Source organism: Aliterella atlantica CENA595, from assembly GCF_000952155.1.
GTDB lineage: Bacteria > Cyanobacteriota > Cyanobacteriia > Cyanobacteriales > Chroococcidiopsidaceae > Aliterella > Aliterella atlantica.
Map to the genome: position 1 here is coordinate 20,120 of NZ_JYON01000038.1, position 23,479 is coordinate 43,598.

Annotated in this window: 27 protein-coding genes; 13 read left to right on the plus strand and 14 right to left on the minus strand. The window is 43.9% G+C overall.

Annotation, left to right across the window (positions count from 1 at the left end):
* Position 1 precedes the first annotated feature (1 nt).
* Genes UH38_RS22945 through UH38_RS22965 form a run of 5 tightly spaced genes read right to left on the minus strand, consistent with a single transcriptional unit; the run spans position 2 to position 1,694 of the window.
* A complete protein-coding gene (locus UH38_RS22945; RefSeq protein WP_045057030.1) occupies positions 2-517 on the minus strand; it encodes a GNAT family N-acetyltransferase in 516 nt (171 codons plus the stop codon).
* 43 nt (positions 518-560) lie between these two features.
* Positions 561-995: a type II toxin-antitoxin system VapC family toxin gene (locus UH38_RS22950; protein ID WP_045057031.1), complete on the minus strand. Its 435-nt coding sequence runs from the start codon at positions 993-995 to the stop codon at positions 561-563.
* Positions 995-1,285 (minus strand): hypothetical protein, encoded by a 291-nt coding sequence (locus tag UH38_RS22955; protein WP_045057032.1) that lies wholly within the window; start codon positions 1,283-1,285, stop codon positions 995-997. The genes UH38_RS22950 and UH38_RS22955 overlap by 1 nt, the downstream gene beginning before the upstream one ends.
* 60 nt (positions 1,286-1,345) lie before the next feature.
* Complete coding sequence (locus tag UH38_RS22960) at positions 1,346-1,534, minus strand: hypothetical protein (protein ID WP_045057033.1); 189 nt, start codon at positions 1,532-1,534, stop codon at positions 1,346-1,348.
* 7 nt (positions 1,535-1,541) lie between these two features.
* Complete coding sequence (locus UH38_RS22965; protein WP_200892585.1) at positions 1,542-1,694, minus strand: hypothetical protein; 153 nt, start codon at positions 1,692-1,694, stop codon at positions 1,542-1,544.
* 231 nt (positions 1,695-1,925) lie between these two features.
* Here UH38_RS22965 and ilvD point away from each other — a divergent pair, with 231 nt between their 5' ends.
* Positions 1,926-3,770, plus strand: a complete 1,845-nt coding sequence (gene ilvD, locus UH38_RS22970) for a dihydroxy-acid dehydratase (RefSeq protein WP_045057035.1) — start codon at positions 1,926-1,928, stop codon at positions 3,768-3,770.
* A gap of 129 nt (positions 3,771-3,899) precedes the next feature.
* Here the strand turns inward: ilvD and UH38_RS22975 are convergent, their stop codons facing one another.
* The 7 genes from UH38_RS22975 to UH38_RS23005 form a co-directional block, all read right to left on the minus strand.
* Entirely contained in the window at positions 3,900-4,286 is a 387-nt protein-coding gene (locus UH38_RS22975) for a nuclear transport factor 2 family protein (protein ID WP_045057036.1), read from the minus strand.
* Positions 4,287-4,548: 262 nt separating this feature from the next.
* Complete coding sequence (locus UH38_RS22980; protein ID WP_045057037.1) at positions 4,549-4,731, minus strand: hypothetical protein; 183 nt, start codon at positions 4,729-4,731, stop codon at positions 4,549-4,551.
* Positions 4,732-4,875: 144 nt separating this feature from the next.
* Positions 4,876-5,784, minus strand: coding sequence for a DUF5895 domain-containing protein (locus UH38_RS22985; RefSeq protein WP_052672539.1), 909 nt, complete (start codon positions 5,782-5,784; stop codon positions 4,876-4,878).
* 135 nt (positions 5,785-5,919) lie between these two features.
* Complete coding sequence (locus tag UH38_RS22990) at positions 5,920-6,384, minus strand: hypothetical protein (RefSeq protein ID WP_045057038.1); 465 nt, start codon at positions 6,382-6,384, stop codon at positions 5,920-5,922.
* 122 nt (positions 6,385-6,506) lie between these two features.
* Positions 6,507-6,986 carry an RES family NAD+ phosphorylase gene (locus tag UH38_RS22995; protein WP_052672540.1) on the minus strand — a complete coding sequence of 160 codons (480 nt, stop codon included), beginning with the start codon at positions 6,984-6,986 and terminating at the stop codon, positions 6,507-6,509.
* Complete coding sequence (gene parS, locus UH38_RS23000) at positions 6,970-7,443, minus strand: type II RES/Xre toxin-antitoxin system antitoxin (RefSeq protein WP_235355386.1); 474 nt, start codon at positions 7,441-7,443, stop codon at positions 6,970-6,972. The genes UH38_RS22995 and parS overlap by 17 nt, the downstream gene beginning before the upstream one ends.
* A gap of 102 nt (positions 7,444-7,545) precedes the next feature.
* Positions 7,546-8,265 (minus strand): hypothetical protein, encoded by a 720-nt coding sequence (locus UH38_RS23005; RefSeq protein ID WP_045057039.1) that lies wholly within the window; start codon positions 8,263-8,265, stop codon positions 7,546-7,548.
* A gap of 424 nt (positions 8,266-8,689) precedes the next feature.
* Here UH38_RS23005 and UH38_RS23010 point away from each other — a divergent pair, with 424 nt between their 5' ends.
* From UH38_RS23010 to UH38_RS27980, 5 genes are all read left to right on the plus strand, one after another.
* Positions 8,690-8,920, plus strand: coding sequence for a helix-turn-helix transcriptional regulator (locus UH38_RS23010; RefSeq protein ID WP_045057040.1), 231 nt, complete (start codon positions 8,690-8,692; stop codon positions 8,918-8,920).
* Between the two features lie 78 nt (positions 8,921-8,998).
* Complete coding sequence (locus tag UH38_RS23015; RefSeq protein WP_045057041.1) at positions 8,999-9,805, plus strand: Rha family transcriptional regulator; 807 nt, start codon at positions 8,999-9,001, stop codon at positions 9,803-9,805.
* Positions 9,806-9,875: 70 nt separating this feature from the next.
* Entirely contained in the window at positions 9,876-11,057 is a 1,182-nt protein-coding gene (locus UH38_RS25100) for a hypothetical protein (protein WP_052672542.1), read from the plus strand.
* Positions 11,054-11,359: a hypothetical protein gene (locus UH38_RS23025; protein WP_045057042.1), complete on the plus strand. Its 306-nt coding sequence runs from the start codon at positions 11,054-11,056 to the stop codon at positions 11,357-11,359. Before UH38_RS25100 ends, UH38_RS23025 begins: the two co-directional genes overlap by 4 nt.
* An 86-nt stretch (positions 11,360-11,445) precedes the next feature.
* Complete coding sequence (locus UH38_RS27980) at positions 11,446-11,580, plus strand: hypothetical protein (protein ID WP_268748912.1); 135 nt, start codon at positions 11,446-11,448, stop codon at positions 11,578-11,580.
* 360 nt (positions 11,581-11,940) lie between these two features.
* On the opposite strand, the gene UH38_RS23030 is transcribed toward UH38_RS27980, so the two are convergent.
* The gene (locus UH38_RS23030; protein WP_045057043.1) at positions 11,941-12,762 is read right to left on the minus strand and encodes a trypsin-like peptidase domain-containing protein; all 822 of its coding nucleotides are present in this window, start codon (positions 12,760-12,762) and stop codon (positions 11,941-11,943) included.
* 1,000 nt (positions 12,763-13,762) lie between these two features.
* Between UH38_RS23030 and UH38_RS27515 the strand changes: the two genes are divergently transcribed.
* The 5 genes from UH38_RS27515 to UH38_RS23050 all read left to right on the plus strand — a co-directional run bounded on the left by UH38_RS27515 (position 13,763) and on the right by UH38_RS23050 (position 22,551).
* Positions 13,763-13,912, plus strand: coding sequence for a hypothetical protein (locus UH38_RS27515; protein ID WP_200892587.1), 150 nt, complete (start codon positions 13,763-13,765; stop codon positions 13,910-13,912).
* Positions 13,913-14,174: 262 nt separating this feature from the next.
* Complete coding sequence (locus tag UH38_RS23035; RefSeq protein ID WP_045057044.1) at positions 14,175-17,018, plus strand: helicase-related protein; 2,844 nt, start codon at positions 14,175-14,177, stop codon at positions 17,016-17,018.
* 58 nt (positions 17,019-17,076) lie between these two features.
* A complete protein-coding gene (locus UH38_RS23040; protein WP_235355387.1) occupies positions 17,077-20,922 on the plus strand; it encodes an Eco57I restriction-modification methylase domain-containing protein in 3,846 nt (1,281 codons plus the stop codon).
* A 37-nt stretch (positions 20,923-20,959) separates the two neighbouring features.
* Positions 20,960-21,856, plus strand: a complete 897-nt coding sequence (locus UH38_RS23045) for a hypothetical protein (protein WP_045057045.1) — start codon at positions 20,960-20,962, stop codon at positions 21,854-21,856.
* Positions 21,853-22,551: a hypothetical protein gene (locus UH38_RS23050; protein WP_045057046.1), complete on the plus strand. Its 699-nt coding sequence runs from the start codon at positions 21,853-21,855 to the stop codon at positions 22,549-22,551. The genes UH38_RS23045 and UH38_RS23050 overlap by 4 nt, the downstream gene beginning before the upstream one ends.
* A gap of 7 nt (positions 22,552-22,558) precedes the next feature.
* Here the strand turns inward: UH38_RS23050 and UH38_RS23055 are convergent, their stop codons facing one another.
* Positions 22,559-22,855: a hypothetical protein gene (locus UH38_RS23055; RefSeq protein ID WP_045057057.1), complete on the minus strand. Its 297-nt coding sequence runs from the start codon at positions 22,853-22,855 to the stop codon at positions 22,559-22,561.
* A 177-nt stretch (positions 22,856-23,032) separates the two neighbouring features.
* Between UH38_RS23055 and UH38_RS27985 the strand changes: the two genes are divergently transcribed.
* The gene (locus tag UH38_RS27985) at positions 23,033-23,155 is read left to right on the plus strand and encodes a hypothetical protein (protein WP_268748913.1); all 123 of its coding nucleotides are present in this window, start codon (positions 23,033-23,035) and stop codon (positions 23,153-23,155) included.
* Positions 23,148-23,479: hypothetical protein (locus tag UH38_RS23060; protein ID WP_045057047.1), on the plus strand; the 332-nt coding region annotated here is incomplete at its 3' end. The genes UH38_RS27985 and UH38_RS23060, both read left to right, overlap by 8 nt.

Here is a 23,479-nt window from a genome sequence, read left to right on the forward strand (position 1 = left end):
TTCAATTACATTGGCTTTTTGCTCTATCAGCCACCTGTGTTAGTTTCTTCTCCCAAAATAATGCCTTGCCCATCTGTGGATTTAGCTCGTAGCCTTTAAATCCAAACGCCTTGTATGCTGACTGGGCAACATGGTTGCCTTCCAGTACCTCTAGTGTGAGTTTGCAGCAACCCAGATTTAAAGCAATTTCTTCAGCTTTGTGGAGCAACAGTTTGGACAACCCTCTGCGACGATAGGGCGAGGCAACAATGACATCATGAATATTCAGTAATGGCTGACAGGCAAATGTAGAGAATCCTTCTAGGCAAACCACAAGTCCTGCGGGTTCGGCATCAACGAAGGCAAGAATGACATGAGCCGATTTTCTTTTAGCAAGCTCTGATGGCAGATTTGCCAAAACGTAGTCAGACAAACCTTGACCGCCACCCATTTCATCGAGCGCGTAAGCATCCATTAATTGGATCGTAGCCTGAGCATGAGCAGGTAGACTAAGATCGGCTTGCACGATTTCCATCATTTGTTAGTTTGTTGACAGCGCAAAGGAATCTTACTTATAGAGTCTATCTTGAAGGCTTTTCTTCATCAACAACGACTAAATCTACTCCGCAGCTACTAGCGGCAGCCGCTAGTCGAGTATCAATCGTTGCTAAGGGTAAGCCCAACCGTAATGCCAATTCTAAATAAGCAGCATCATAAGCTGCTAAAGTTTCCTGTCGTCCTAGTATCAGCGTCGTACCCAGTGCGTTTGCATCAGTAGCCGGATCTACTTGGATTAATAATAACTGTAATAATGCAATAGCTTCCTGGGATTGGTCTTGACTCATACGGTTACGCCGTTCGGCTACCAGTAGAACATTGGCAATCTCTAACGACCAAATTCCTGGTACAAATGCCTCAGCATCCGGCATTATTGTCAGTACGCTGTTGGCATAATCGTTATCTTCATCGACTAAGCACCAGCTTATTGCTACAGAACAGTCCAACACAAACTGCATTAAAATCTTCGCCCTTCATCAATCATCGAGCGAACTGACATTTTATCTAATGCCACTTCTCGCCGTAACTGTTGCATTTTAGCGATCGCATTACCAATTGATTCTTTAGTTACCTTTTTTCCCCAAGCGTTACAACGCGATTGGGCTTCCTCAGCCAGTGCAGCTTCAGTATCGGGTAATGGCTGGACAATTACTACTACCTCGACCAAAGTATCTTTTAGAGCGGTAAATGTTTGGATTTGCAAAACCCCATCTGCCCCAATATGCGAGCGCAACTTCTTCGTTTCCATATTTGTATCTACTAATTTATTGTGAAAAATCTTTAGCAACCCCTTTATATATTGATGCTATCAACTTTCCGTAGGTGAATTTTGATTATCTTTGATTAATACCTGACATTTTCTGCCTGCTTCTACCGCATCTTTAAGTAAAGCCCTACTTAGATGGAAATCGCCTGCTTTCATAGCAGATACGGCATCAGATGAAAGTTTAGCGGCTCGTGCGGCATTCTCTTTAATTAGGGTAGGTTTTTCGTCCATTGTCCAGTTACTCCCTTTGTTCAGCGATAATCGACTCTATATTTTCTGCTACTACATATAGCCTATCTGCTTGAGCAAACAGCAAGCTAGCATCGTTATTATTTTCCTCAAACAGAGCATTTTCAGCTTCGGCATATAGGGAGGCAATAATCTCTTGCAAGGAAAGATAAGCTCGTTCTAGGGCAATTAAGGTTCTCGGTTCGATTGTCTTACCTCGCTATGTTTAACAGTATAAGTATTTTGACAGGTGGGGGCGAAAATTTCCTAAACTAATTGGCAAATATAGCAGCAATTAACTGTTTACTAAGATTATTAATCCTACTTCTAGCATTGCTAATTCTTACTTTACTAATACAAAATAGAAAGTTAGATAACGTGAATCAGACGTGCCATGCCAACCTATCGATCGAAAACCTCCACTCAAGGACGCAACATGGCGGGTGCTCGTGCCCTTTGGCGTGCTACTGGAATGCATACTGAGGACTTCGAGAAGCCCATCATTGCCGTTGCTAACTCCTTCACCCAATTTGTTCCTGGTCATGTTCATCTCAAGGATCTAGGTCAATTAGTCTGCCGTGAGATTGAATCTGCTGGTGGAGTCGCCAAAGAATTCAACACGATCGCTGTGGACGATGGCATCGCGATGGGGCATGACGGAATGCTCTACAGTCTGCCCTCGCGTGAGATTATTGCCGATTCAGTCGAGTATATGGTCAACGCCCATTGTGCCGATGCGCTGGTATGCATCTCTAACTGTGACAAGATTACCCCTGGTATGTTGATGGCAGCCCTGCGGCTCAACATTCCCGCCGTGTTCGTCTCTGGCGGACCGATGGAAGCGGGCAAGACGAAGCTCGCGGAACACAAGCTGGACTTGGTAGATGCAATGGTTGCCGCCGCTAACGACAAAATCAGCGACGAGGTGGTGGAAGAATACGAGCGTTCCGCCTGCCCAACCTGCGGCTCTTGTTCTGGTATGTTCACCGCTAATTCAATGAACTGTCTGACCGAAGCAATCGGTTTGTCTTTACCTGGTAACGGCACTGTGTTGGCAACCCACTTCGATCGCAAAGATTTATTCCTCTTTGCCGCCCGCACCATCGTCAGCATTACCCGCCGCTACTACGAGCAGAATGATGAATCGGTGCTGCCGCGCTCGATCGCTAGTTTCAAAGCGTTCGAGAATGCCATGATGCTCGATATCGCGATGGGCGGCTCGACAAACACCATTTTGCACTTGCTAGCTGCCGCCCAGGAAGCCAAGGTTGATTTTAGCTTAAGCGACATCGATCGCCTTTCGCGCCGAGTGCCCCAACTGTGTAAAGTCGCACCGAACACCCAGAAGTATCACATTGAGGATGTCCATCGGGCTGGTGGCATCCCTGGTATTCTTGGCGAACTAGATCGGGCTGGTCTGCTGCACGCTGATGTGCCGACGGTTCACAGTCAGACGATGAAAGACGCGCTCAATCGCTGGGATGTGATGCAGACCGATGACGCAGCCGTCCACACCTTCTTCAAGGCAGGTCCTGCGGGCATTCCCACTCAGCAAGCATTCAGTCAATCAACCCGCTGGGATTGCCTCGATCTAGATCGAGAAAACGGCTGTATCCGCAACTTAAAGCACGCCTTCAGCACCGAGGGCGGATTGGCAGTGCTCTACGGCAATCTGGCGGAGTGTGGGTGTATTATCAAGACAGCAGGTGTTGACGACAGCATTCTGGTGTTTGAGGGCAAGGCGCGTATCTACGAAAGCCAGGATGCCGCCGTCAATGGAATTCTGCGCGACGAAGTGGAAGCAGGCGATGTAGTAATCATTCGCTATGAAGGTCCGCGCGGGGGACCAGGAATGCAGGAAATGCTTTATCCGACAAGCTACCTGAAATCTAAAGGTCTAGGCAAGGTGTGTGCGTTGTTGACGGATGGTCGCTTCTCAGGCGGAACTTCAGGGCTTTCGCTCGGTCATGCCTCTCCAGAGGCGGCATCGGGTGGTAACATTGCGCTGATTCAGGACGGCGATCGCATCCAAATCAATATTTTCAAGCGCACGATTAATGTAGAATTATCAGTGGAGGAATTAGTCAATCGGCGGGTGGCAATGGAGGCAAAGGGCAAAAATGCCTGGAAGCCTGCACAGCCTCGGCAGCGGCGGGTGAGCGCGGCGCTTAAGGCATATGCGCTGCTAGCGACGAGCGCAGATCGAGGTGCGGTTCGCAACCTAGAAGCAATCGAGTAGAGGACTACGTGGAGCCAAAGATGGGCGTTGTGTCTCGTACGGGAGTTATCTTTCCAAAAGGTAAAGCACTAGCAACTGAAGCTAGCAATAGCTAGATTTTGCAGCGATTGTACAACCAATAAACTTCTACTACCCTGCCAACTGCCCTTTGATTGAAGCTTCATCCCAGTAAGACTCAATTAGAGCAATCTTCCCCTGCTTGTCAAATTCAAACACGCTTATACCTTCAGCCTTTGCAGTACGCTCATTGATGGCGACAACTCTCATTGTCCATTTGACAGCAGCTTTCTGACCAACTATAAATACATAGTCCTGCACGATTGCAAATTGCTTGTAGAACCTAGAGAGTAAGTCAAAAAACTTGGGTGAATTTTCTTGTACCCTCAAAGGGGGTTTGCCCACTGGGTCGTAAATTACAGCGTCAGCAGCTAAGACTTCTAACCAGCCGTCTCTATCCATAGCAGCTAGGCTAGCGTAATATTGGGAGATCGCGGCTTTTTGCGCTGCTTGTGACATAGCGTTGTCTAACTAGCTTTATTTTCCCTGATTTTACTTGCATATCAAGATAACTTTTTGTGGAGAATGGCAGAGGAAATAAATAGTTACTGAAAACAGGGTAGCAATTAACTGTTGGCTGATAGCTTATCTTGTTTCGTTAGCGATCGCCCCTAAATCCAAATCGATAGTCGGCGCAGACATACCTACTCAACAACGATAATGCTATTAGTTGCATTACTGATATTTCCGACGCTGCCAGGTGCGATCGCCCCCACAGTCATTAGCTATTATCTACTGATTCGTCTTGCTGATGTTGAATTTGCGCGTTCAACTTCTTGATGTGATGACGCAGAATAATTTTGCCTTGCTGCTTTGCTTGCGGATATAGTCGTTGATAGTGCGCTTTATAATATTGCAATTGCTCCAAGCTTCTTTGCTTAGTTGCAAAACTTATTTGTTGCATAATTGATTCTCACGCCTGTTACTACAAGATAGGAGACTAGCTAGTGTCTCTAGTCCCCTGTTTGTTTTACTTGTTTGGGAATAATTGCTGTTTGGAAAAGGAATTAATCTACTTTCCAAACAGCAGTAGTTGATTAACCCTTACTCAAAACCCAACGCTCTCATCTTCCTCGTCTTCGTAGCTTGATTTTGCTGTTGATTGGGCAACCAACCTAGCATCAGACCACGCTTCTGTACGAGCGCTCATCTGATAGCTTGCTTCATCACTAGGTAGCAATGCTGCCATTTCGTGTGCTTCCCCCTCCAAAGCTGGAATTGATAGCACATCAATCTTCTGCCCAGGTTCTAGTGCTGACCATGCATAGTCTTTGAGATTTGTGTAGCCAATAAAGTAATTTTTCCAATTCTCAGTCGTCGGACTTTCATGACTGACTATCCGACAGCACCACGACTTGTTTTGCTTCTCGCCCACTAATTCTGCCTGTGTTTTGAAGCAGAACACTCCTAAAGCATGAAAGCGATCGTTTTTCGGTTTGGCTGCTACTTGATTAACTAGAGCATGACAGGTTTCTAGCTGCGACTTGAATGCTCGTCTTTCGGTTTCAAACGTTGCCCCATTTACACCCCTGGCTGCGTACTTCAAGGGCGATGTGTGCAAAGGACTGTTGTTTTCATCCAAGAAGAATACTAAATATAAACGTTCAGTCCTGATATTTCGATCGCCTTTAAGGGCTGGATCGAATAACCCAACTATTGCCCGTTTCTGTTGTTTTTCCGACGCTTCAACATCATACTGGTATAAATCGCTCTTGGGACAAACAAGCATCCGAGGATTAGTAATTAGTATGCCTTGCTCAATTTCTCCTGAGCGAAATGTATGAGCGATTAGTTGCGATTCGTCGAAGTTCACCCAACCACATTTTGCCATCGTGCTGACGGGGATAAAATACCCGCAATGCAATTGATCGTTTAGAACAATTACGGTCGGTAGGGTAGCATTTTTGTCTATATATTCGTCGCTAATAAACTCGTCGCGTTCAAGTTCATGATTCATTGCTTTATTCCTGTTAGTTTGAGTATTGACTGGTTGCACTTTGTTAGCGGTTTGTTGCTTGCAATTGCTGTTTATGTCTGCATATTTGCTTTGAGGCAGGATTACTGGAGCTACCTGGAAAAAGAATTCTTGCTCTTAGATATTTGATGCAGATCGTTTGCCCACAGCGCAAAGGATGCTGGCGGCTAGATTTACTTGTTGCTCGGTAATCAAAAAATCATCGCCTTCTGCTTGCAACAAGTAAGTCAAGGCTACGGTAATCAAACTCCTCTCCTCCTGTGGTAAGCAACAAAGGATAGCAGCTAGCTTTGGCGTTTTCCTGGGAGCAGATGCAGTCATCCTAGAGAACATTGGTGCAGCCCAAGTGTCAACAATTGCATCGGTAAGGGTTGACTGTTTGCTTGCTGTCAATAGCTGATGAATCTGAGCTAGTATTTTGCTCTCTTCTAGGCTGTGGAGGGCGAATATTTCTGCTAGCTGGGTATCGGTAGCTTCGTTGCCACAGTTATCAGATAGTAGCTCGTTTTGTCTCAGCCACGTAATCAGTTCACTTGCAACGGCGCGATCGCTCAAGTTCTTTGTCAGTTCGTTAATGTCCATCGTTAAAACCTCATATTTTCAAGTGATAGCGACAGCAACGGTACATAAACGCGATCGCATTCGCTTTCGACCATTGCAGTCGTGTCTGCTGGTTGATACAGGAAAAGAACAATCGTGAGAACTCAGTTAAACAAACGCGAGTCAAACTGAAATTCTCTAGCTGCGGCGATCGCAATCTGGGCAAAATCAAGGTGCTGTGGGTTAAGCAAGTAGTTCCATTCCTCGTCGATAACTGCGGAAGGGACTTGCAGCACTGCACTGTTACCTCTACTTACCCACTGCTGACCAATAGCAGCTAGTGACGAAGGCGACGGATCTCTGCGCCAATCAACTGGTAAATTACTCTTATCCACCTGTTCTATAGCTATAGTGCTAGGGATATCAGCAGCGATCGCCACGTATGCTTGTGGAGACGTTTTTACTCCCAAGTGGACCAACAGTTCCAAAGTTGCTAGTGCCAGACTGCTTGAGGTGTAAACGACAGTTACGCCAATTGGATTCCACCTACCGCCGTATAGTTTAGCTCCAGTACCATCAAACGCTGTTGCCGCCCATTTTGCATTGCAGATGCGCCAAACTCGAATACTAGGCGAAGATGCCATGCTCGATTCTTCCTAGCATCAGGTCTACTTGCTCTACGCCAGGTTCGGTGCTAATTGCTGCTAATGGTGTCTGCCCATTTAGTGTTAGCTTCGGTTCGTTAAGCCACTGTTTTGCTTCCACCTCGTCACCGAATACTTCTACTGCACGCGCGACAATCCGCGCTAACCTATAAAGTCGGTCTGATTGAGCAGCAGTTAGACGTTGATTTGAGTCTGCATTTGCTTGTTGAATGCGACGGCTCAAAGTCCGCCGAGAGATACCTACAGTTTGTGCCATTTGCTGTTCTGATAATCCAGTTGCCTGTTTAAGTCGAACAATGGCACTAGCTGGAATACCTGCGGCAATCATTTGCGATGGCTCTGTATTTTGAGTGCGATCTTGGGCAATACCTAGCAGGTCTTGAATTCTATTGAGGCTGGATTGGGCTTTGGCACTACTAACCATATTTGCAACCACGCACGTCAATTGCTCATAGTATAACGCCATTTGGCACAAACAGTTACTATTGAAGACATGAGGAATGCGATCGCATTACTGGTGCGATCGCATTGCATATTGCTAGTAGTCGTATGCGGCTAGCACCCGTTGCCGATGCTCCTGCCAAAACTTCTGACCAGCGATATACTTCTGTGCTATGCGCTCGGCTTCCTGGTGGGTTGATGCTCTACCGATGGCGCGATCGCCTACCCAAACAACGTACCATTCCCACTCGTTGTTATACGTTACCGACCAAGTAGGAAGCTTAGTAGTAGAGGCTTTTGCCTTTTCCTTCGCCTGCGTAAAACTGTTATACCCTTCCAAATAGCCTACTGAATATGCACAACTAGCCTCAGTGCATATTGGTGGTATTCCTTGCCCTGCATCTAGCCTGCCATGAGCGCTACCTTGCTCGTACTCATTAATAAATTCTGGATTGGGTCGTAGCTGATAACTGGTAGAATCGCCAGCCAATCCAGTTGGTTGTTCTTGCTCTACTTGACCTAGCTGTATCTGCAAGCGATGAGCATGGAATGTCTCTATATCTATCGGGATGGCTTGATGGAAATCAATTTGATACCAGACTGTATCGCCAGTTAGGGCAATATTGGTAATTTGTGCTGGCGTGATTTTTGCTGGAGTATTGTAAGTGCCTCGATCCCAACTAATCACTGCTGCGGCAAGCGCATAGTCACGCAGATATAGTTCGTCATCAGTAGTAATATCGCGGCTGGGATTGATGATGCCGTATTGGGATTGATTAACTTTAACTTGCTTTAAAGATTTGTCTTGAGTTAGCATTGAATTCTCCTGTAATGGGAACCCAAAGCCTGCAAGCGATCCGCCGACCAAAGTAGAACGCTTGTAGGCTTTGTTGTTTTCAAAATCAGTTAACTTGACAACAAAGTATTTTTTGATCTGCCCTTCGCATATAAGCGTTAACCATTTAAGGTAGGGTCTGTCTCACCGAGGCTTCGCTCCTCTTTTTCACAGGTCATCCACAACAAAAAGGTGGGGTGGGCGGTGTTGATGCAGTTCCGCTCTCTGCTGCTTTGCTGTATGAATGGAATTTGGATTCAGACTGAAGGCTCCTTTTCCCGTTTGGTAGAAGGCTACTCTGATTGCCTTTGCCTTACAATTACAAGATAACTTGTAATTTGGGAGATGTCAAGCATTTTTGTAAAAGTAATTTGTAAAAGTATTTTGTAATATAATAAAGGAGTTCATGGGTTCAGGCGAAAAAATTATGAATCTGAGAAAGCAACTGAATCTGACCCAAAGACAGGTAGCCCAAGCTATTGGTGTTACCGACCAAACTGTTTCCAACTGGGAACAAGGAATATATAAGCCAAGGCTAACCCCTGCTCAAACCTTAGCTTTATGTCAGATTTTGAATTGCTCTTTGGAAGAATTAGTGGCTGTTACATCCGACCTTGATTCGACAGCTACCAGTTAAAGCGATCGCGTGCAGTCTTGGCGGATCAGACGCGATCGCTTTTCGCCTAGCCATCCCTCTTATTACAAGGAATGAGCCATGTCTAATTTATCAGTTATAGAGCGCGATCGCGTTCTAGTTGTTGATTCACGCTTGATTGCCCAAAATTTAGGCATCGCACATAAAAATCTATTGGAAACCCTAGATAACTACCTTGAGCGCATAGAAGCAGCATTTGGGGTTGTGCGGTTTGAAACGGAGAAACCCCTCAAAGGCAGCAAGGGCGGTCGTCCTGAGCGCGTGGCTTATTTAACTGAAGAACAAGCCACCTTGCTGATGACCTTTTCTCGTAATACTGAGCGCGTAGTAGAGTGCAAGGTCGCGCTAGTGCAAGCATTCTCTCAAGCTAAACAAGTCCTTAAAGAAGTCATCCCCGCCCAGTCCCAAGAAATCGAGCGCCTCAAGCTGGAACTGCTAGTAGCCCAAGCTCAAGCTGCCGCAGCCCAAAGTCAAGAGCGACTAATGCAAGCGACAAATGCGATCGCTGCTTTGCATGGCTCTGGGATGGTGGAGCTAATTCTTGGTAAACCGGATGCAGTCATTACCCGCAGCGAAGTAGTTGAGAAGACCATCGCTGTCGATGCCAAAACTGGACGAGTCAAGAGCCAAAGTGACGGCATAACCATCGGCTATCTAACAAAGCGCCTCGGCTTCAAGAACAACGAGCAAACTTGGCAATGGCTTAATTCAGTGCAGCTAGGCAAGGATTCAGGGGCTTGGTCAAGGGAATTGACTGCTCATCCCACCTTAAAGCTACCTCGGCATCTCTTACCCAAAATCCAGCGCTTGTTCGCTTACCAAGTGGGCAATCGTCAGCTTTTGCTTGGGGAAGGAGGTGGCAGATGAGACAGCATACATATTTCTTTTTCCAGGTAGCTTTTCTTCTACCCACATACATCAGCCAGGGAGGAGAAGCATGACGACATCGCTTGCCCCTCATCCCTTATTGCTCCCACCAGACTTAGCTAAGGAAATTGGCTTGCACGAAGCAGTCATTCTCCAACAAATCCATTACTGGCTGGAAAGGTCAAGCCACCTCATCAACGGCTGTCGCTGGATTTATAATACGTATCGGGCATGGCAGGAGCAGTTTCCATTCTTGAGTCTATCTGCAATCCGCCGTGCGATCGCCAGGTTAGAAGGATTGAATCTACTCAAAACTGAACGCTTCAACAAACGGCAGTGGAATCAAACTAAGTGGTACAGCATTAACTACCAACGTCTGGAAGTATTGATTTCTAGCATTTGTTCAAATCAGACAGATCGATCTGCTCAATTTGAACACCTCGATAGTGCTAATTTGAGCAGATCATCTACAAAGAATACGGCATTTACTACTTCTAAAACTACCTCTCCTTACATCGAGGAGAGGGAAGAGGAAGAAAAGCGATCGGATAAGGCAGTTATCGCTAGCTCCCGTACTTCGCCCGTAGCCAAGGACGAATTGGCGAATAAGGAGCCGATAGATTTAGATTTGGATCTACCTTCCGTCGCTGGCGATTGCATCGAAAACAAATTTGATGGGTTGCCCTGCCAAGATACCTCTGTAGACTCCTCTACTTCTACCCAATCCCCAGCTACCCAACCAACTAATTGCTTACATTCACCTGCGTCAGTCAACCAGCCTTCTCAACCTAATAGCGACCGCACAAATGAAGTAGCAATGCCATCGCCAGTTTTGGAATCACCTGCTCGTACTCAATTATTAACCAAGCTATCAGCGCTAACTAATGAATCGGTAGACAGCCTGCGCCTCAATACTATCCTTGCTTCTGCTCTCGACCGTCATCCAGAGCAGGTTGATGATGCTCTTGAGTATTTCCAGCAAGCGATCGCTACCTGGAAAAATAGACCAGGGATTGGGTTATTCATCCACGCCGTTAAGTCTGGACAAAAGCCATCCTTGACCAAACCTGGTTGCGGTTGGAGGGAATGGGCAGATGAAGCTGTTAAACGTCACTTAATGGAGTATTCACAATCGCACGATGGAGATATCCTGGTGCATTTCGTCGGTGGTGTCTCTAAGCTATGGAGCCAGTTGCGCTCGTTGCCTTGGTCTGAAATTGAGTGCATTGCGGCTGGAGGAAAAACCCTATGAGCGATGGTCGCGAAGCGAACCGCCTTCGGCATCGCATACAAGCTCTTAAGGAGCGCATTGCCCAACTAGAAGCAGAACTAAGAGCGATGCGGCGGCAAACCGAGGCTCAACGTCAGAGAATTGCTCACAAATACGGGGATGAATTTCTCGCTTTGATTGACGGCGATCCTGATGCTAGGGTGACTGTTACCGATATAGTACAGAGGCTTGTGTTTCAGGATGAGGAGGGGAATGTTGTTTCTGAGACGGATAGTTCGTTGGTAGGCAAAGTTATTCAGGTGAGGTTTAGGTCACTGCATTAGCATAGTGTCACAATATGTTGGCATTGTAGACATCAGGTATCGGCATTGGTATAGGAGTCACAGCACTCTTATGAGTGCTAACTCTCTTGAAACCTAGTATTTCCTTAAATTCCGTACTGCTTGCTGTGGGTGTTTCTGGCAGTATTGGTCTGACTTTTGGCGTTATCCCAGCACGAAGCGCTGCTCGACTCGATCCAATTGTTGCTTTGCGGAGGATTTAGCTTACCTATTAGCTTGGTAGCCTAATCAAGGCATTGTACTAAATTAGTCCAGTCGAAATCGATTCAACTGGAGGCAAGGATTTCATAGACGACTTAGTTTAACTAATGCTACGTCACCCAAGGACAGCAGTGGACCAATCAGTAGACTAAGTTAATTAACACTGCACATCGTAACACCACGCAATACGCTTGACTTCAAATGCTAACAGTTATCCTAAAAATCCCAGATCCGTAACGCAGGCAATCTAGTGTTCCGTTTGAGCTTCTAGAAATCGCCTTCGCAAAGAACTAAAATTTTTAGTAATCGCTTAAGCGGAACATTAGGCACAGGTTTAAGCACATACCACTATTTTCACTTAACTAATGTTGTAGTAGCATTTCAAAATCAAGGACTTTTGAGGCATGAATTACAAAACCAAGATTATTCGGAATAGATGAAATAGATACTGGTTTAGTGTCTGTTGGAACTTCAACGATGATAATTTCTCCAGTTGTAGAATGCTGAGGTCCAGCATACAGAGTACCAAGTAGGGCAATTCTATTTCCTACATATAGAGTGCCAGTTGCATCAACGTAACTACCTACGTTGACCAGAAAAACTGGAGAGCCACTAGAACCCGGAAAACAAGCTGCATCAATTACAAAAATTGGTTGACCATTGTATGGCAATTTAGGATGAGTAGCGGTTATTCCTCTCCTTATAATTGGTAAGTTATGCTTCGCATCCCAGATTCCATTGGGGTAGCCGATCATAACGATTTCTTCCATTGTTGGAAGAGTAAATAACAGTTCCTCTGTCGCTATTACAGATTTATTTAAGCAAGTAAAGTGAAAGTTAATATTCTGATTTCTTGCTTGGTGAACTAAAGGTGCAATTGGGAAAATAGCTAAGTCAATCGCCGGATCAGGATGCTCAAGCCACATTGATTCAAAATTATCGAATTCACAAGAAATGTGTTCACCAAGTTTAGGTAAACCGTCTTGTCCTTGGATTGTCAGATGAAACTTGCCCCTTAAAGCACCCGAAATAACGTGCTTATTTGTAATAATGCATGGCACATGACTTTCTCCAGTTTCAAGGAAAGCAAAGAAATAGCCTGAACCTGAGCTACTACCGTACTGAGTTACACATTCAATTCGGACAGTACTATGAACTAACTGGTCTATTAGGTTAATGTACATACTTACTCATTTCTAATTTATGACTTTAAACACATCACTACTTATTGACATAATCGATCAGGTTCTAGCTTCCAAAAAGTTTAATGTGAGTAACAGAATAAACTATTAATTAGCTTAAAGATGTTGGCGTACACGCTGCTAAAATTCTTACCTAGGGAAAACTTAAATAAATTTTTCTCTGCTATACAAGCGTACAATTGCGGTGAAATTGAAGGACACTGCTGAAATATTTGCGTATATTTACGCAAGTAATTTTTCACATACCATAACTAGCAATGGTCCTAGAGACCTCAAATGGGTTTTATAAATGCAAAACTGGATTTTACTGTTTTAATAGTATTTAGAGTATTTATTGCCGACGTAGTACAGAAACTCGTGTTTCAGGATGAGGAGGGCAATACTATTTCTGAAACTGATGCCTCATCGGTGGGTAAGGTTATACAAGTAAGGTTTAGATCGCTGTATTGAGGCAGTTAACGAAGGCGATCGCTTAAACCATAGCAATTTACTTATTCAAATTTACAAACATAACTTTTATTCTCATTACCGATAAAAGAGAAGCAATACATTCATTTATACGTGTAGTTAGAAAATTTTTGGATCTGTATTTTTACCAAACTTGAATTTTATAAGTTATTTATTGATAGGAGGTTAAAGACCTCCTGCTTGTGCTGGCTTAAGCGTATTACGCAAAAGCTAGGTCGGAGTACAGGCTTAATATCATTAAGGTAAAACCTACAAATGGCTAAGGAAAAAGACCGAAAGGCATCTCGTAGCGCCGAAACTGGAAGGTTCGTAACCCCAGAGTACGCCAAAAAACACCCTAAAACAACCGTTACTGAAACCATAAAGAAGAAAAAATAAGGTAAACGTACTTTATTTTGGTTTCTCTTGGTAAAAGTTATTTTGGTACAGTGCTACCGACGCTGTACCAAGACACATTATTAAGTATATAACTCAGTTAGAAACTGAGGATCGAGCGCTGAGGAAAAGAGATCAAATGCAACGCCGAAGACTTACCCAGGAATACGGGCGAGAGTTTTTAGCATTGCTCGATAGCAATCGTAACTTTAAAGTATTTGTGACCGATATTGTGCAAAAACTTGTATTTCTTCAGGATGAAGGGGGGAACGTCATTTCACCAGACTGATGGTGCGTTGGTAGATAACCGTGTTGAGGCAAGGTTTAATTAATATCACTTACTAACTGACTTTTACGAAATGTTTTCTAAGTGTAGATACATAACCGTTAATCTTAATTTTATTACTCTTCAGAGAATATACTGATGTTGGATCGAGCGTTCTGAAATTAGAACAGATACGAAGTTTAGCAAAAATAGAGAGCTAGTTAGTTGGCAGCAGTAAGGTATCAAATCTTACCGCCTACTTGCTGCTGCCTATCTAAATAGGGAAATGACAGCAACGTTAGACTATACGCTTGGTTCCATAGTTACCTGCCGAGATCGCCAGTGGGTGGTTCTACCCTCAGAAAATGAGGATATCGTTTGTTTGCGTCCCTTGAGTGGCAACGAAGATGAAATAGTTGGCATATATCGACAGCTAGCACTAGACACTGTTACCTCAGCAACATTTCCATCGCCAAAAGCTACAAGCATAAAAGATAGCGCAGCCGCCTTACTGTTAATGGATGCAGCACGTCTTTTGCTTAAAAGTGGTGCGGGACCGTTTAGGAGTTTGGGACGTTTATCGCTGCGTCCCCGTCCTTATCAGCTAGTTCCCTTGTTGATGGCACTGCGCCTAGAAACAGTGCGGCTGTTAATTGCTGATGACGTGGGCATTGGTAAGACAATTGAAGCTGGATTAATCGCCCGCGAACTGCTAGATCGAGGTGAAGTAAAACGCATAGCAGTTTTATGTCCGCCCCATCTATGCGATCAATGGCAGCAGGAATTAAAAGAAAAATTCCACATCGATGCGGTAGTAGTCCGTTCTGGTACAGCAGCTAAGTTAGAACGGGGAATCCCGAACGATAGTCATATTTTTAGTTATTATCGCCATATAATCGTCAGCCTAGACTACGCCAAAGCAGAGCGTCGTCGCGCAAGTTTTATTACTCACTGCCCCGATCTAGTAATCGTAGACGAGGCACATACTTGTACCCATCCCAATAACAAAAATACATCGCAGCAGCAACGCCATCAATTAATTAGCCAAATTGCTGAAAAACGAGATCGCCATTTGTTATTACTTAGCGCTACTCCTCACAGTGGCATTGAATCAGCTTTCTTATCGCTATTGGGATTAATTCAACCAGAGTTTGAGCATTTAAATATCGATCGCTTATCTTCAACCGAACGAGACAAGTTAGCCAATCATTTCATCCAGAGACGGCGGGCGGATGTCAAGTTGTGGTTGGGTAATGAAACACCTTTTCCCCAAAGAGAATCGCAAGAGCAGCCCTACAAGCTATCACCAGAGTATCGAGAACTGTTTGAAGATGTCTATAACTTTGCGCGTGGCTTAGTCACAACTACAACCCAAGAAATGAGCTATGCCCATAGGCGGGGTAGATATTGGTCGGCTTTAGCATTAATCCGTTGCGTCATGTCTTCGCCAGCCGCCGCAATTGCAACCTTGAGCAAGCAATTGGGGCAATCAAAGCAGCTTGAGAATCAAGAAGACTTGCCAGTTTTGGATGACGAACTGATGAGTGCCTATGTCTACGATCGCACAGAACAAGAAAGCGCGGTAGATGCTCAACCGACAATAGTTATCGAACAAGGGCAGCAAACTTATAAAGATGCAGATAGACGGCGGTTAAAGGCTTTTGTCCAAGCAGCAGAGAAATTACAAGGCGACAAAGATCAAAAATTGAGATCGTGCATGACTACTGTTGAATCTTTGCTCTCTGGCGGTATGAATCCGATTATTTGGTGTCGCTATATTGCTACAGCCAATTATCTCGCTAATGCTTTGAAACAGAAGTTAGAGAAAAAAGGCAGTCAAATTCGAGTAATTGCGATTACTGGCGAACTTTCGGAAGACGAGCGAGAAATTCGCTTAGAAGAGTTGAAATCTTATCCGCAAAGAGTGCTAGTGGCTACTGACTGTTTGAGTGAAGGGGTCAACTTACAATCGCATTTTAGCGCCGTTCTGCACTACGACTTACCTTGGAATCCTAACCGCTTGGAGCAAAGAGAAGGACGCATCGATCGCTACGGACAAACTGCCCCAATAGTAAAAAGTTATTTGCTCTACGGTCAAGATAACCCTGTAGATGGCGCAGTGCTAGAAGTTTTGATTCGTAAAGCCGTCCAAATCCATAAGACCTTGGGCATTACCGTTCCCGTACCGATGGACAGCACTACAGTCTCGGAAGCTGTCTTTAAATCATTGTTCGACCGTGCTACGGATGCAGTGCAGTTGTCGCTGTTGGATTTACTCGATAGCGAAGGTTCTGGCGTTGAACAAGTTCATAAAAGTTGGGATAAAGCTGTAGAACGGGAAAAAGTCAGCCGCACTCGTTTTGCACAGCGCACTATTAAGCCAGAAGAAGTAGAACAGGAGTTGATTGATTCTGATGAGATTTTGGGCAACGAGCAAGATATAGAAAGATTTGTTATCTCTGTTTGTGCAAGCTTGAATTGCGCTTTAGTCAAGAAGAAATACGGATGGCTGCTGCCAAAACCGCCTGAGTTTCTTGCCTCAGTATTAGGCGATAAACCGCGATCGCTTTCTTTTACAACTCCCACGCCGGAAGGTGTGGAGTATGTAGGACGCAATCATGCCCTAGTAGAAGGTTTGGCGCGTTACATCGTTGAAGATGCTCTAGATAATAGCCAAGAGCCTAAAGCTTCGCGGTGCGGTTTTACGACAACGGATGCCGTACAAAAGCGGACGACTTTATTGTTAATCCGCTTGCGACACCTATTAGATAGTCCCAAACATCAAACATTGCTAGCAGAAGAATGTGCAGTTGTCGGCTTTACTGGTTCGCCGTCAAACCCACTTTGGCTAGATCCTCAAGAAGCAGCATCTTTGTTGCAACAAGCTACTCCTTCAGGCGATGCACCTTTAGCTATCAAACAGATGGAATTGCAGGATGTATTAAGTAGAGTTGGCGAACTAGAACCTGACTTAGAACTATTTGCACTAGAGCGATCGCATCATCTTTCCCAATCCCATCGGCGGGTAAGAGCAATTACCAAAGAAGGGCAAATCCAAGTCAAGCCTCACCTGCCAGTAGATATTTTGGGCGTTTATATCCTCCAGCCAGGAAAACGCCAACAGAGTTAATAAGTTTTTTCCATGCGATCGCGCAAATCTTAAACCTAAATTTTTATACGTAAATATTATGAAAGTAGCGACTACACTTACAGCCGTTCAAATTGCAGGCAACTTAATAGCTCCAGATATGACTTCTTTGGTACTGACGGGAAGTATTAAAGGGCAAGCACCAGAAGATTTTGGGTTGACAAAAACAGACAAACTAGCCGATGAAATTGCTACAGCTTGGGGTGATGCCAAAGCTTACTGGGCGGCATTTAAGCGATCGCTCTCTCGGTTAGCTGCTGACGATTTGGCGACGACAATTACCCGCGAATTGTGGGCTGTACCGCTATTACGCAGTTTTGGCTACAACCCCGTATACACTGCCAAAGCTGAAGTTGTAGAGGGACAAACTTATGCAATTTCCCACCGCGCCGAACCTGGAGAAAATCAGCCCCCGATTCAAATTATCGGTTGTCGGGTAGAGGTAGATTTGCGTCCGCCTAGCGGTATGCCTAGGTTATCTGCACATGGATTAGTGCAAGAGTATCTCAACAAAACAGAACATTTGTGGGCGATCGCAACTAACGGCTTGCGCTGGCGATTGTTGCGCGATTCTTCGCTGATGACTCGCCTTACCTACATTGAGTTCGATCTAGAGCAGATTCTAGAAAGTGAAGACTTTGCCACATTTGGGTTATTTTACCGCCTGTTCCATCGTTCTCGGTTGCCTCAAGGCATGGACGATGCCGATAAGTGTTTGCTGGAATTTTACCACCAGGAGGCGTTGCAACAAGGGGGAAGAGTACGCGATCGCCTGCGTGACGGTGTAGAAGAAGCCTTAAAAACATTAGGTACTGGTTTTCTTCAACATCCCAAAAATGAAAGCCTGCGGCAAAAGTTTGATCGCAGTTACGAATTAACTTACTATCGCCAACTATTGCGGCTAGTTTACCGCCTGCTATTTCTCATGGTGGCAGAGTCGCGGGATTTGTTGTTGATTGGCGAAGACAGCGAAAAGGCAAGAATCTACCGCGAATATTACAGCATCGAACGCCTCAGAGCATTAGCCGAACGTCCCAGATGGCGGCGTGAAGGTTTCCAAGATGTATGGCAAGGTTTGCGCGTAACTTTTCTATTATTTGATGAAAACTGGCGGGGAGAATTATTAGGACTTTCGCCCTTAAACGGCGATCTGTTTGGTTCTAACACGCTATCAGATTTGAGCGATTGTGCAATTGACAACTATGACTTACTGCTAGCAATTCGCCACTTGTCGCTGTATCAAGATAAAGGACAATCGCGCCGAGTAAATTATGCGGTACTAGACGTTGAGGAACTTGGTAGTATATATGAAAGTTTACTAGAATTTCATCCACAAGTAATTCAGCGTCAGGGTATCTATCAATTTGCTTTGGTGTTTGGGAGCGATCGCAAAACTACTGGTTCTTACTACACGCCACCAGAATTAGTAAAACAGTTAATTAAGAGTGCTTTAGAACCTGTAATTGCTGACAAGTTGCAAGCGGCGAAAACTCAACCAGAACAGGAAGCAGCATTACTAAGCTTAAAGGTTTGCGATCCAGCTTGTGGTTCGGGACATTTCCTTTTAGCAGCAGCGCGGCGGATTGGTAAAGAGTTAGCTAAGGTTCGCACAAAAGAAGCGCAGCCAGGACTAGAACCGTTACGCAAAGCTATTCGGGATGTTATTCAGAACTGTATATATGGGGTGGATTTGAACCCATTAGCAGTTGACCTATGCAAAGTAGCCTTATGGATTGAAGGCTTTAATTGCGGGTTGCCACTGAATTTTCTCGATCACCGAATTAAGTGCGGTAATTCTCTTGTGGGGGTGCTGAATTTGGAGTGTTTGAAAGAAGGTATCCCAGATGAAGCTTATAAGGCGGTGACAGGGGATGATAAGTCGCTATCGTCGCGGTACCGCAAGCGAAATAAGAAGGAAAGGGAGACAGATTTACAGGGGCAGCTATCAGTATTTGACCAGTCAAATGATCAGCGATCGCATTATGCTCAAACGGCTAAAAAAGTGGGAGCAATCGCAGAATTTACAACAGGTGATGTCAGGCAAAAGCGAGTCCAGTATCAACAAAGTCGTCAAGATCAAGGTTGGTGGCGTGACTATTCTGCCTGCAATTTGTGGACGGCAGCATTTTTTATGCTTTTGACAGAACAAAATCTACAATTCTTACCAACAACAGCAGCATTAACTCAGTTATTACGGGGGAATGCGTCTATACAAAAAATAGTGGAAGCAGCCAATAAGCTAGCGCAGGAAAAACACTTTTTCCACTGGGCGTTAGAATTTCCTGAAGTATTTGAGGTGGGTGGGTTTGATTGTGTATTAGGTAATCCACCTTGGGAGATGCTTCAGATTGCAGAACAAGAGTTTTTCGCGTCTCGCGATCCAAGTATTGCACAACTGTCTGGAGAAGCTCGGAAACAGGCTATTAAACAGCTATTTCAAACTAACCCAGTATTAGCACAAGCCTTTGACCTTGCCAAACATGATGCGGATGCTCAAAATAAGTTTTTAAGAGAATCTGCGCGTTTTCCCTTAACAGCTACAGGCAAAATTAATACTTACGCTGTATTTGCTGAAATAACCAGAAAGGTAATTTCGCCTCATGGCAGAGTCGGTGTTATTCTTCCCGTTGGAATTGCCACTGATGACACGACTAAAAAGTATTTTGGTGACTTGATTAAAACTCAATCGCTAGCGAGTCTGATAGGTTTTGAAAATGAGGCTTTCATCTTCCCGTCAGTTCATCATGCTTTTAAATTCTGTATCCTAGCAATTACGGGTAAGAGTGTTAAAAGTAAGCAGCCTGCTTTCACCTTTTTCTGTCGTTATTTCGCAGACATTAACAACCAAAAACGAAATTTTAGTCTAACTTCAGAGGAAATTGCCTTAATTAATCCTAATACCCTCACTTGCCCTACTTTCCGAACTCGTGCTGATGCTGATATGACCAAGAAAATTTATCAGTGTGTGCCTGTCATGGAAAATGAGCGCACAGGTAAAAACCCTTGGGGTGTTTCGTTTAAACAAGGTCTATTTAACATGACTAGCGATAGCGCGTTGTTCAAGAATAAAGCAGGTAAGGGCTTGGTTCCACTTTACGAAGCTAAGATGTTTCATCAGTTCGATCACCGTTATTCAACTTATGAAGGTGCAACGCAAGCTAACTTGAATGCTGGTATATTGCCTCAAGCAACAGACGAAATGAAACAAAATCCCGCTTTTGTTGTTCAACCTCGTTACTGGTTAAATCGTTCTGAATTAGAGAAGCACTTAGGAGATAAGTGGCAAAAATCATGGTTGCTAGGTATTAGAGATATTGCTAGAAATACAGATTCTAGGACTTGTATTGGAAGTTTCCTTCCTTTGATTGCAACATCAGGAATGAATATAGTATTTTTGCAAGTAAGAAACAATCAGCTAGTAACCTGTTTTTATTCTAACTTGCAGAGTTTAGTGTTTGATTATGTGGTTAGACAAAAAGTTGGAGGGACACATCTTAGCCACAACTACTTAAAACAACTCCCTGTAATTCCTCCAGAAGCATACACCCAAAGTGCCATCAAATTTATTAGTAGCCGCGTTCTCGAATTAGTTTACACTGCCTGGGATATGCAACCCTTCGCTCAAGATATGGGATATGACGGAGAACCCTTTATTTGGAATCCAAACAGACGAGCATTATTGAGAGCAGAATTAGACGCATACTATGCCAAACTCTACGGACTGACCCGCGACGAACTGCGATATATTTTAGACCCTGCTGATGTCTACGGTGCAGATTTTCCTAGCGAGACATTCCGCGTATTAAAGAACAACGAAATCAAACAATTTGGTGAGTATCGCACTCAGCGATTGGTGCTAGAGGCATGGGATAAGATGTTTAAGTAAGTACAAAGGTACTTATCAGAATTTATCAACGTGACGAATGTACGTATTGGAACAGCTTAGAGAGATTTTCGGTAACGAGGTTGTGGAATACCTCGTTAACAAGAACAGAGGCGGAAGTAGTGGAGCAAAAGGTAATACGTACGAAAACTTTTTCGCTGTTTATCAAATAGCTCTACTATCACAATCTGTCATCGAAAGTGGTAAGGAAATTCAACTTTCTAGCCAGATTCTTGCTTTTGTTGACGACTTGATCGTTGATTGCCAAGATGAAACTCCTCTCCAGCATTATCAACTCAAAAATAGTAAGAATGAAGCTTGGGGACAAGGACTTAAAAGTACATCTGATGACTTTCAAAAGCAATACAAACTTAATAAAACTATATCAAGAGAGTCACAGCTTGTCTTGGTAGTTTCTCACCCGATTCTCAAAAATAACCTAGAATCTAATATTCCTACAGCTATTAAGGAATATACTCAAGTAATTGATTTCCCCTACGATGGGGAGCTAGTCAAGTTAATTGCGAAAGAACCTAAGTTTCGACAAGCTATAGAGTATCTATGTGCTTTTGATAATCCTGCCCCAGATAAGATTGAATGTGTAGCAACAGTGCTACTGGGTGCTTGGGTTTCTAGCGCTAAGTCACAAGTATCTGTGATGGACATATTAAAAAAAGCTCAAAACTCATCTCCCTGCTATATCCGTTCCTTTAGTCAAGAATTGCAGCTAGACTCTGAAGTTACACAGATTCTAGGTAAAATTCCCGATTTCCAATATAATTTGACAAAGGGTTTCTTACATTGGGAGTTCAAAAATGGACTTATGGAGGGTGATTTGTCTCATAGCATTGAAACACCTCAGTTTAGGAAAATCCAAGAACTTATTAAGACTAAACGCCCTACGTGCTTTGAGGAACTTGAGGACTTCTTGATATGACAAGAATCTACTCAAATCTTGCAAATGAAAGTGTCCGAGTTTTACTAGATACTCTGACTGATAAAAGTGTTGCGCCAGATATCTACCAAAAAACTATGACGAAGGTTGGTATGCATCTAGGCGATGCTATCTTATCTCAAATTGGTGACGTGCATTGTAATGTTTACCTTGCTTGCACTGTTGAAGATGCTGATTTTCTTGCCCAAGGTATGCTTGTAAGTCTAGAAAAACAGCTTAAAACAGTTGCCTTTGCTTGTTTTTGGAATCAGCGTTTTTCTCCTTTTGATATCGAAGACCTAAAAATTGCACCGATTTTAAGGAAATACCAAGAACCTGCCAGCCCGTCTGTCAATTACTTAATTATTATAAAATCAATCATTTCTGGCGCTTGTGTAGTTAGGACAAACCTTACAGACTTAATTCAAAAAATCGATCCTGAGAAGATATTTATAGTAGCTCCAGTCATGTACGTTCAAGCAGAAGAAAAGCTTAAAAATAGTTTTGAGAAAGATATCTACGACAAGTTTAGGTTTTTCTTTTTCGCTAAAGATGACGAACGCACTTCTGAAGGTGAAGTGTTACCTGGAATTGGTGGTGATGTATATGAGCGACTTGGCTTCGATGGACAAGAGGAAAAAAATAAATATATTCCTGAACTTGTCAAAGCTAGACGTTCTAAAATTAAACTCGGCTAAAATTGCATTAGAATATTGATTCATCGTATATGCTCTCGCGGCTGACAGCATAATCAGACAGAAGTGTCGTATTTCGGTCATGGTTTTGCGCCCACTCACGAAAAGCACGCGATCTCTCTTCTGGAGTCGTTTTATATGCAGGAGTCCCTTTCAATTTTCTCAACCGCTCAACCATACTATCAAGGTGAGGCTTAATTTGCTCAGGAGTAAGCTTCGTTATCTTAACAAGCACTTGAGTAATTACTTCAAAGTCTTCATTAACTTCAATATTTTGACTATTTTCAGCAATTCTGTTCTGTGTCATATCTCTGTCCTTCATGAAGAAATTTATATTGAGCTAGTCCTGATTGCTATTTTGACAAATCTGATGCCAAAAGTGAGAAAGGCTAGACATTCTGTTTCCTGACAAATGACCGACTGATACTTAAAACCGATGCCTATGACAGTATCCTACAGAATAAAAAATAATTTTTAATAGGCGATGAACCCATTTGCTACCCAATTAGGCAATACAGTAATCAAATTCTGCGATTTATCCGCTCAACTTGGGCATCCTAATACAGAAACCAAGCGATCGCCTGCACTAAAACTTCTGTATGCCTGACGTTTCTAACCAACCTGCCCTAGATATTTTCCAGTTTCGTAATGAGGTTATTGGCGACTACCGCCGCTATATTGAAAGTTTCCTCAAAATCAGCGACCCCAAAGTTAAGGAATTTGTTACCAAAGAACTAGAGCAGGGAAAGCTATGGAGCGATCCTTTAGTGCAGCTAAACCCCACTTATAAAAAAGGGGCAACTGTAACTCAATTAGTACAACAGGGAGTTCTGCATCCAGAATGCGATCGCTATTTCTCCAAAAACGGTAAACCTTTTCACTTCCACCACCATCAAGAACAAGCCTTTTTAGCCGCCCAACGCCAAGAACC

What these genes read in the sequence shown, in the direction of transcription:
- UH38_RS22945 (WP_045057030.1), bottom strand. Translation starts at nt 517, where the DNA reads ATGATGGAAATCGTGCAAGCCGATCTTAGTCTACCTGCTCATGCTCAG.
- UH38_RS22950 (WP_045057031.1), bottom strand. Translation starts at nt 995, where the DNA reads ATGCAGTTTGTGTTGGACTGTTCTGTAGCAATAAGCTGGTGCTTAGTC.
- UH38_RS22955 (WP_045057032.1), bottom strand. Translation starts at nt 1,285, where the DNA reads ATGGAAACGAAGAAGTTGCGCTCGCATATTGGGGCAGATGGGGTTTTG.
- UH38_RS22960 (WP_045057033.1), bottom strand. Translation starts at nt 1,534, where the DNA reads ATGGACGAAAAACCTACCCTAATTAAAGAGAATGCCGCACGAGCCGCT.
- ilvD (WP_045057035.1), top strand. Translation starts at nt 1,926, where the DNA reads ATGCCAACCTATCGATCGAAAACCTCCACTCAAGGACGCAACATGGCG.
- UH38_RS22975 (WP_045057036.1), bottom strand. Translation starts at nt 4,286, where the DNA reads ATGTCACAAGCAGCGCAAAAAGCCGCGATCTCCCAATATTACGCTAGC.
- UH38_RS22980 (WP_045057037.1), bottom strand. Translation starts at nt 4,731, where the DNA reads ATGCAACAAATAAGTTTTGCAACTAAGCAAAGAAGCTTGGAGCAATTG.
- UH38_RS22985 (WP_052672539.1), bottom strand. Translation starts at nt 5,784, where the DNA reads ATGAATCATGAACTTGAACGCGACGAGTTTATTAGCGACGAATATATA.
- UH38_RS22990 (WP_045057038.1), bottom strand. Translation starts at nt 6,384, where the DNA reads ATGGACATTAACGAACTGACAAAGAACTTGAGCGATCGCGCCGTTGCA.
- UH38_RS22995 (WP_052672540.1), bottom strand. Translation starts at nt 6,986, where the DNA reads ATGGCATCTTCGCCTAGTATTCGAGTTTGGCGCATCTGCAATGCAAAA.
- UH38_RS23005 (WP_045057039.1), bottom strand. Translation starts at nt 8,265, where the DNA reads ATGCTAACTCAAGACAAATCTTTAAAGCAAGTTAAAGTTAATCAATCC.
- UH38_RS23010 (WP_045057040.1), top strand. Translation starts at nt 8,690, where the DNA reads ATGGGTTCAGGCGAAAAAATTATGAATCTGAGAAAGCAACTGAATCTG.
- UH38_RS23015 (WP_045057041.1), top strand. Translation starts at nt 8,999, where the DNA reads ATGTCTAATTTATCAGTTATAGAGCGCGATCGCGTTCTAGTTGTTGAT.
- UH38_RS25100 (WP_052672542.1), top strand. Translation starts at nt 9,876, where the DNA reads ATGACGACATCGCTTGCCCCTCATCCCTTATTGCTCCCACCAGACTTA.
- UH38_RS23025 (WP_045057042.1), top strand. Translation starts at nt 11,054, where the DNA reads ATGAGCGATGGTCGCGAAGCGAACCGCCTTCGGCATCGCATACAAGCT.
- UH38_RS23030 (WP_045057043.1), bottom strand. Translation starts at nt 12,762, where the DNA reads ATGTACATTAACCTAATAGACCAGTTAGTTCATAGTACTGTCCGAATT.
- UH38_RS27515 (WP_200892587.1), top strand. Translation starts at nt 13,763, where the DNA reads ATGCAACGCCGAAGACTTACCCAGGAATACGGGCGAGAGTTTTTAGCA.
- UH38_RS23035 (WP_045057044.1), top strand. Translation starts at nt 14,175, where the DNA reads ATGACAGCAACGTTAGACTATACGCTTGGTTCCATAGTTACCTGCCGA.
- UH38_RS23040 (WP_235355387.1), top strand. Translation starts at nt 17,077, where the DNA reads ATGAAAGTAGCGACTACACTTACAGCCGTTCAAATTGCAGGCAACTTA.
- UH38_RS23045 (WP_045057045.1), top strand. Translation starts at nt 20,960, where the DNA reads ATGTACGTATTGGAACAGCTTAGAGAGATTTTCGGTAACGAGGTTGTG.
- UH38_RS23050 (WP_045057046.1), top strand. Translation starts at nt 21,853, where the DNA reads ATGACAAGAATCTACTCAAATCTTGCAAATGAAAGTGTCCGAGTTTTA.
- UH38_RS23055 (WP_045057057.1), bottom strand. Translation starts at nt 22,855, where the DNA reads ATGACACAGAACAGAATTGCTGAAAATAGTCAAAATATTGAAGTTAAT.
- UH38_RS27985 (WP_268748913.1), top strand. Translation starts at nt 23,033, where the DNA reads ATGAACCCATTTGCTACCCAATTAGGCAATACAGTAATCAAATTCTGC.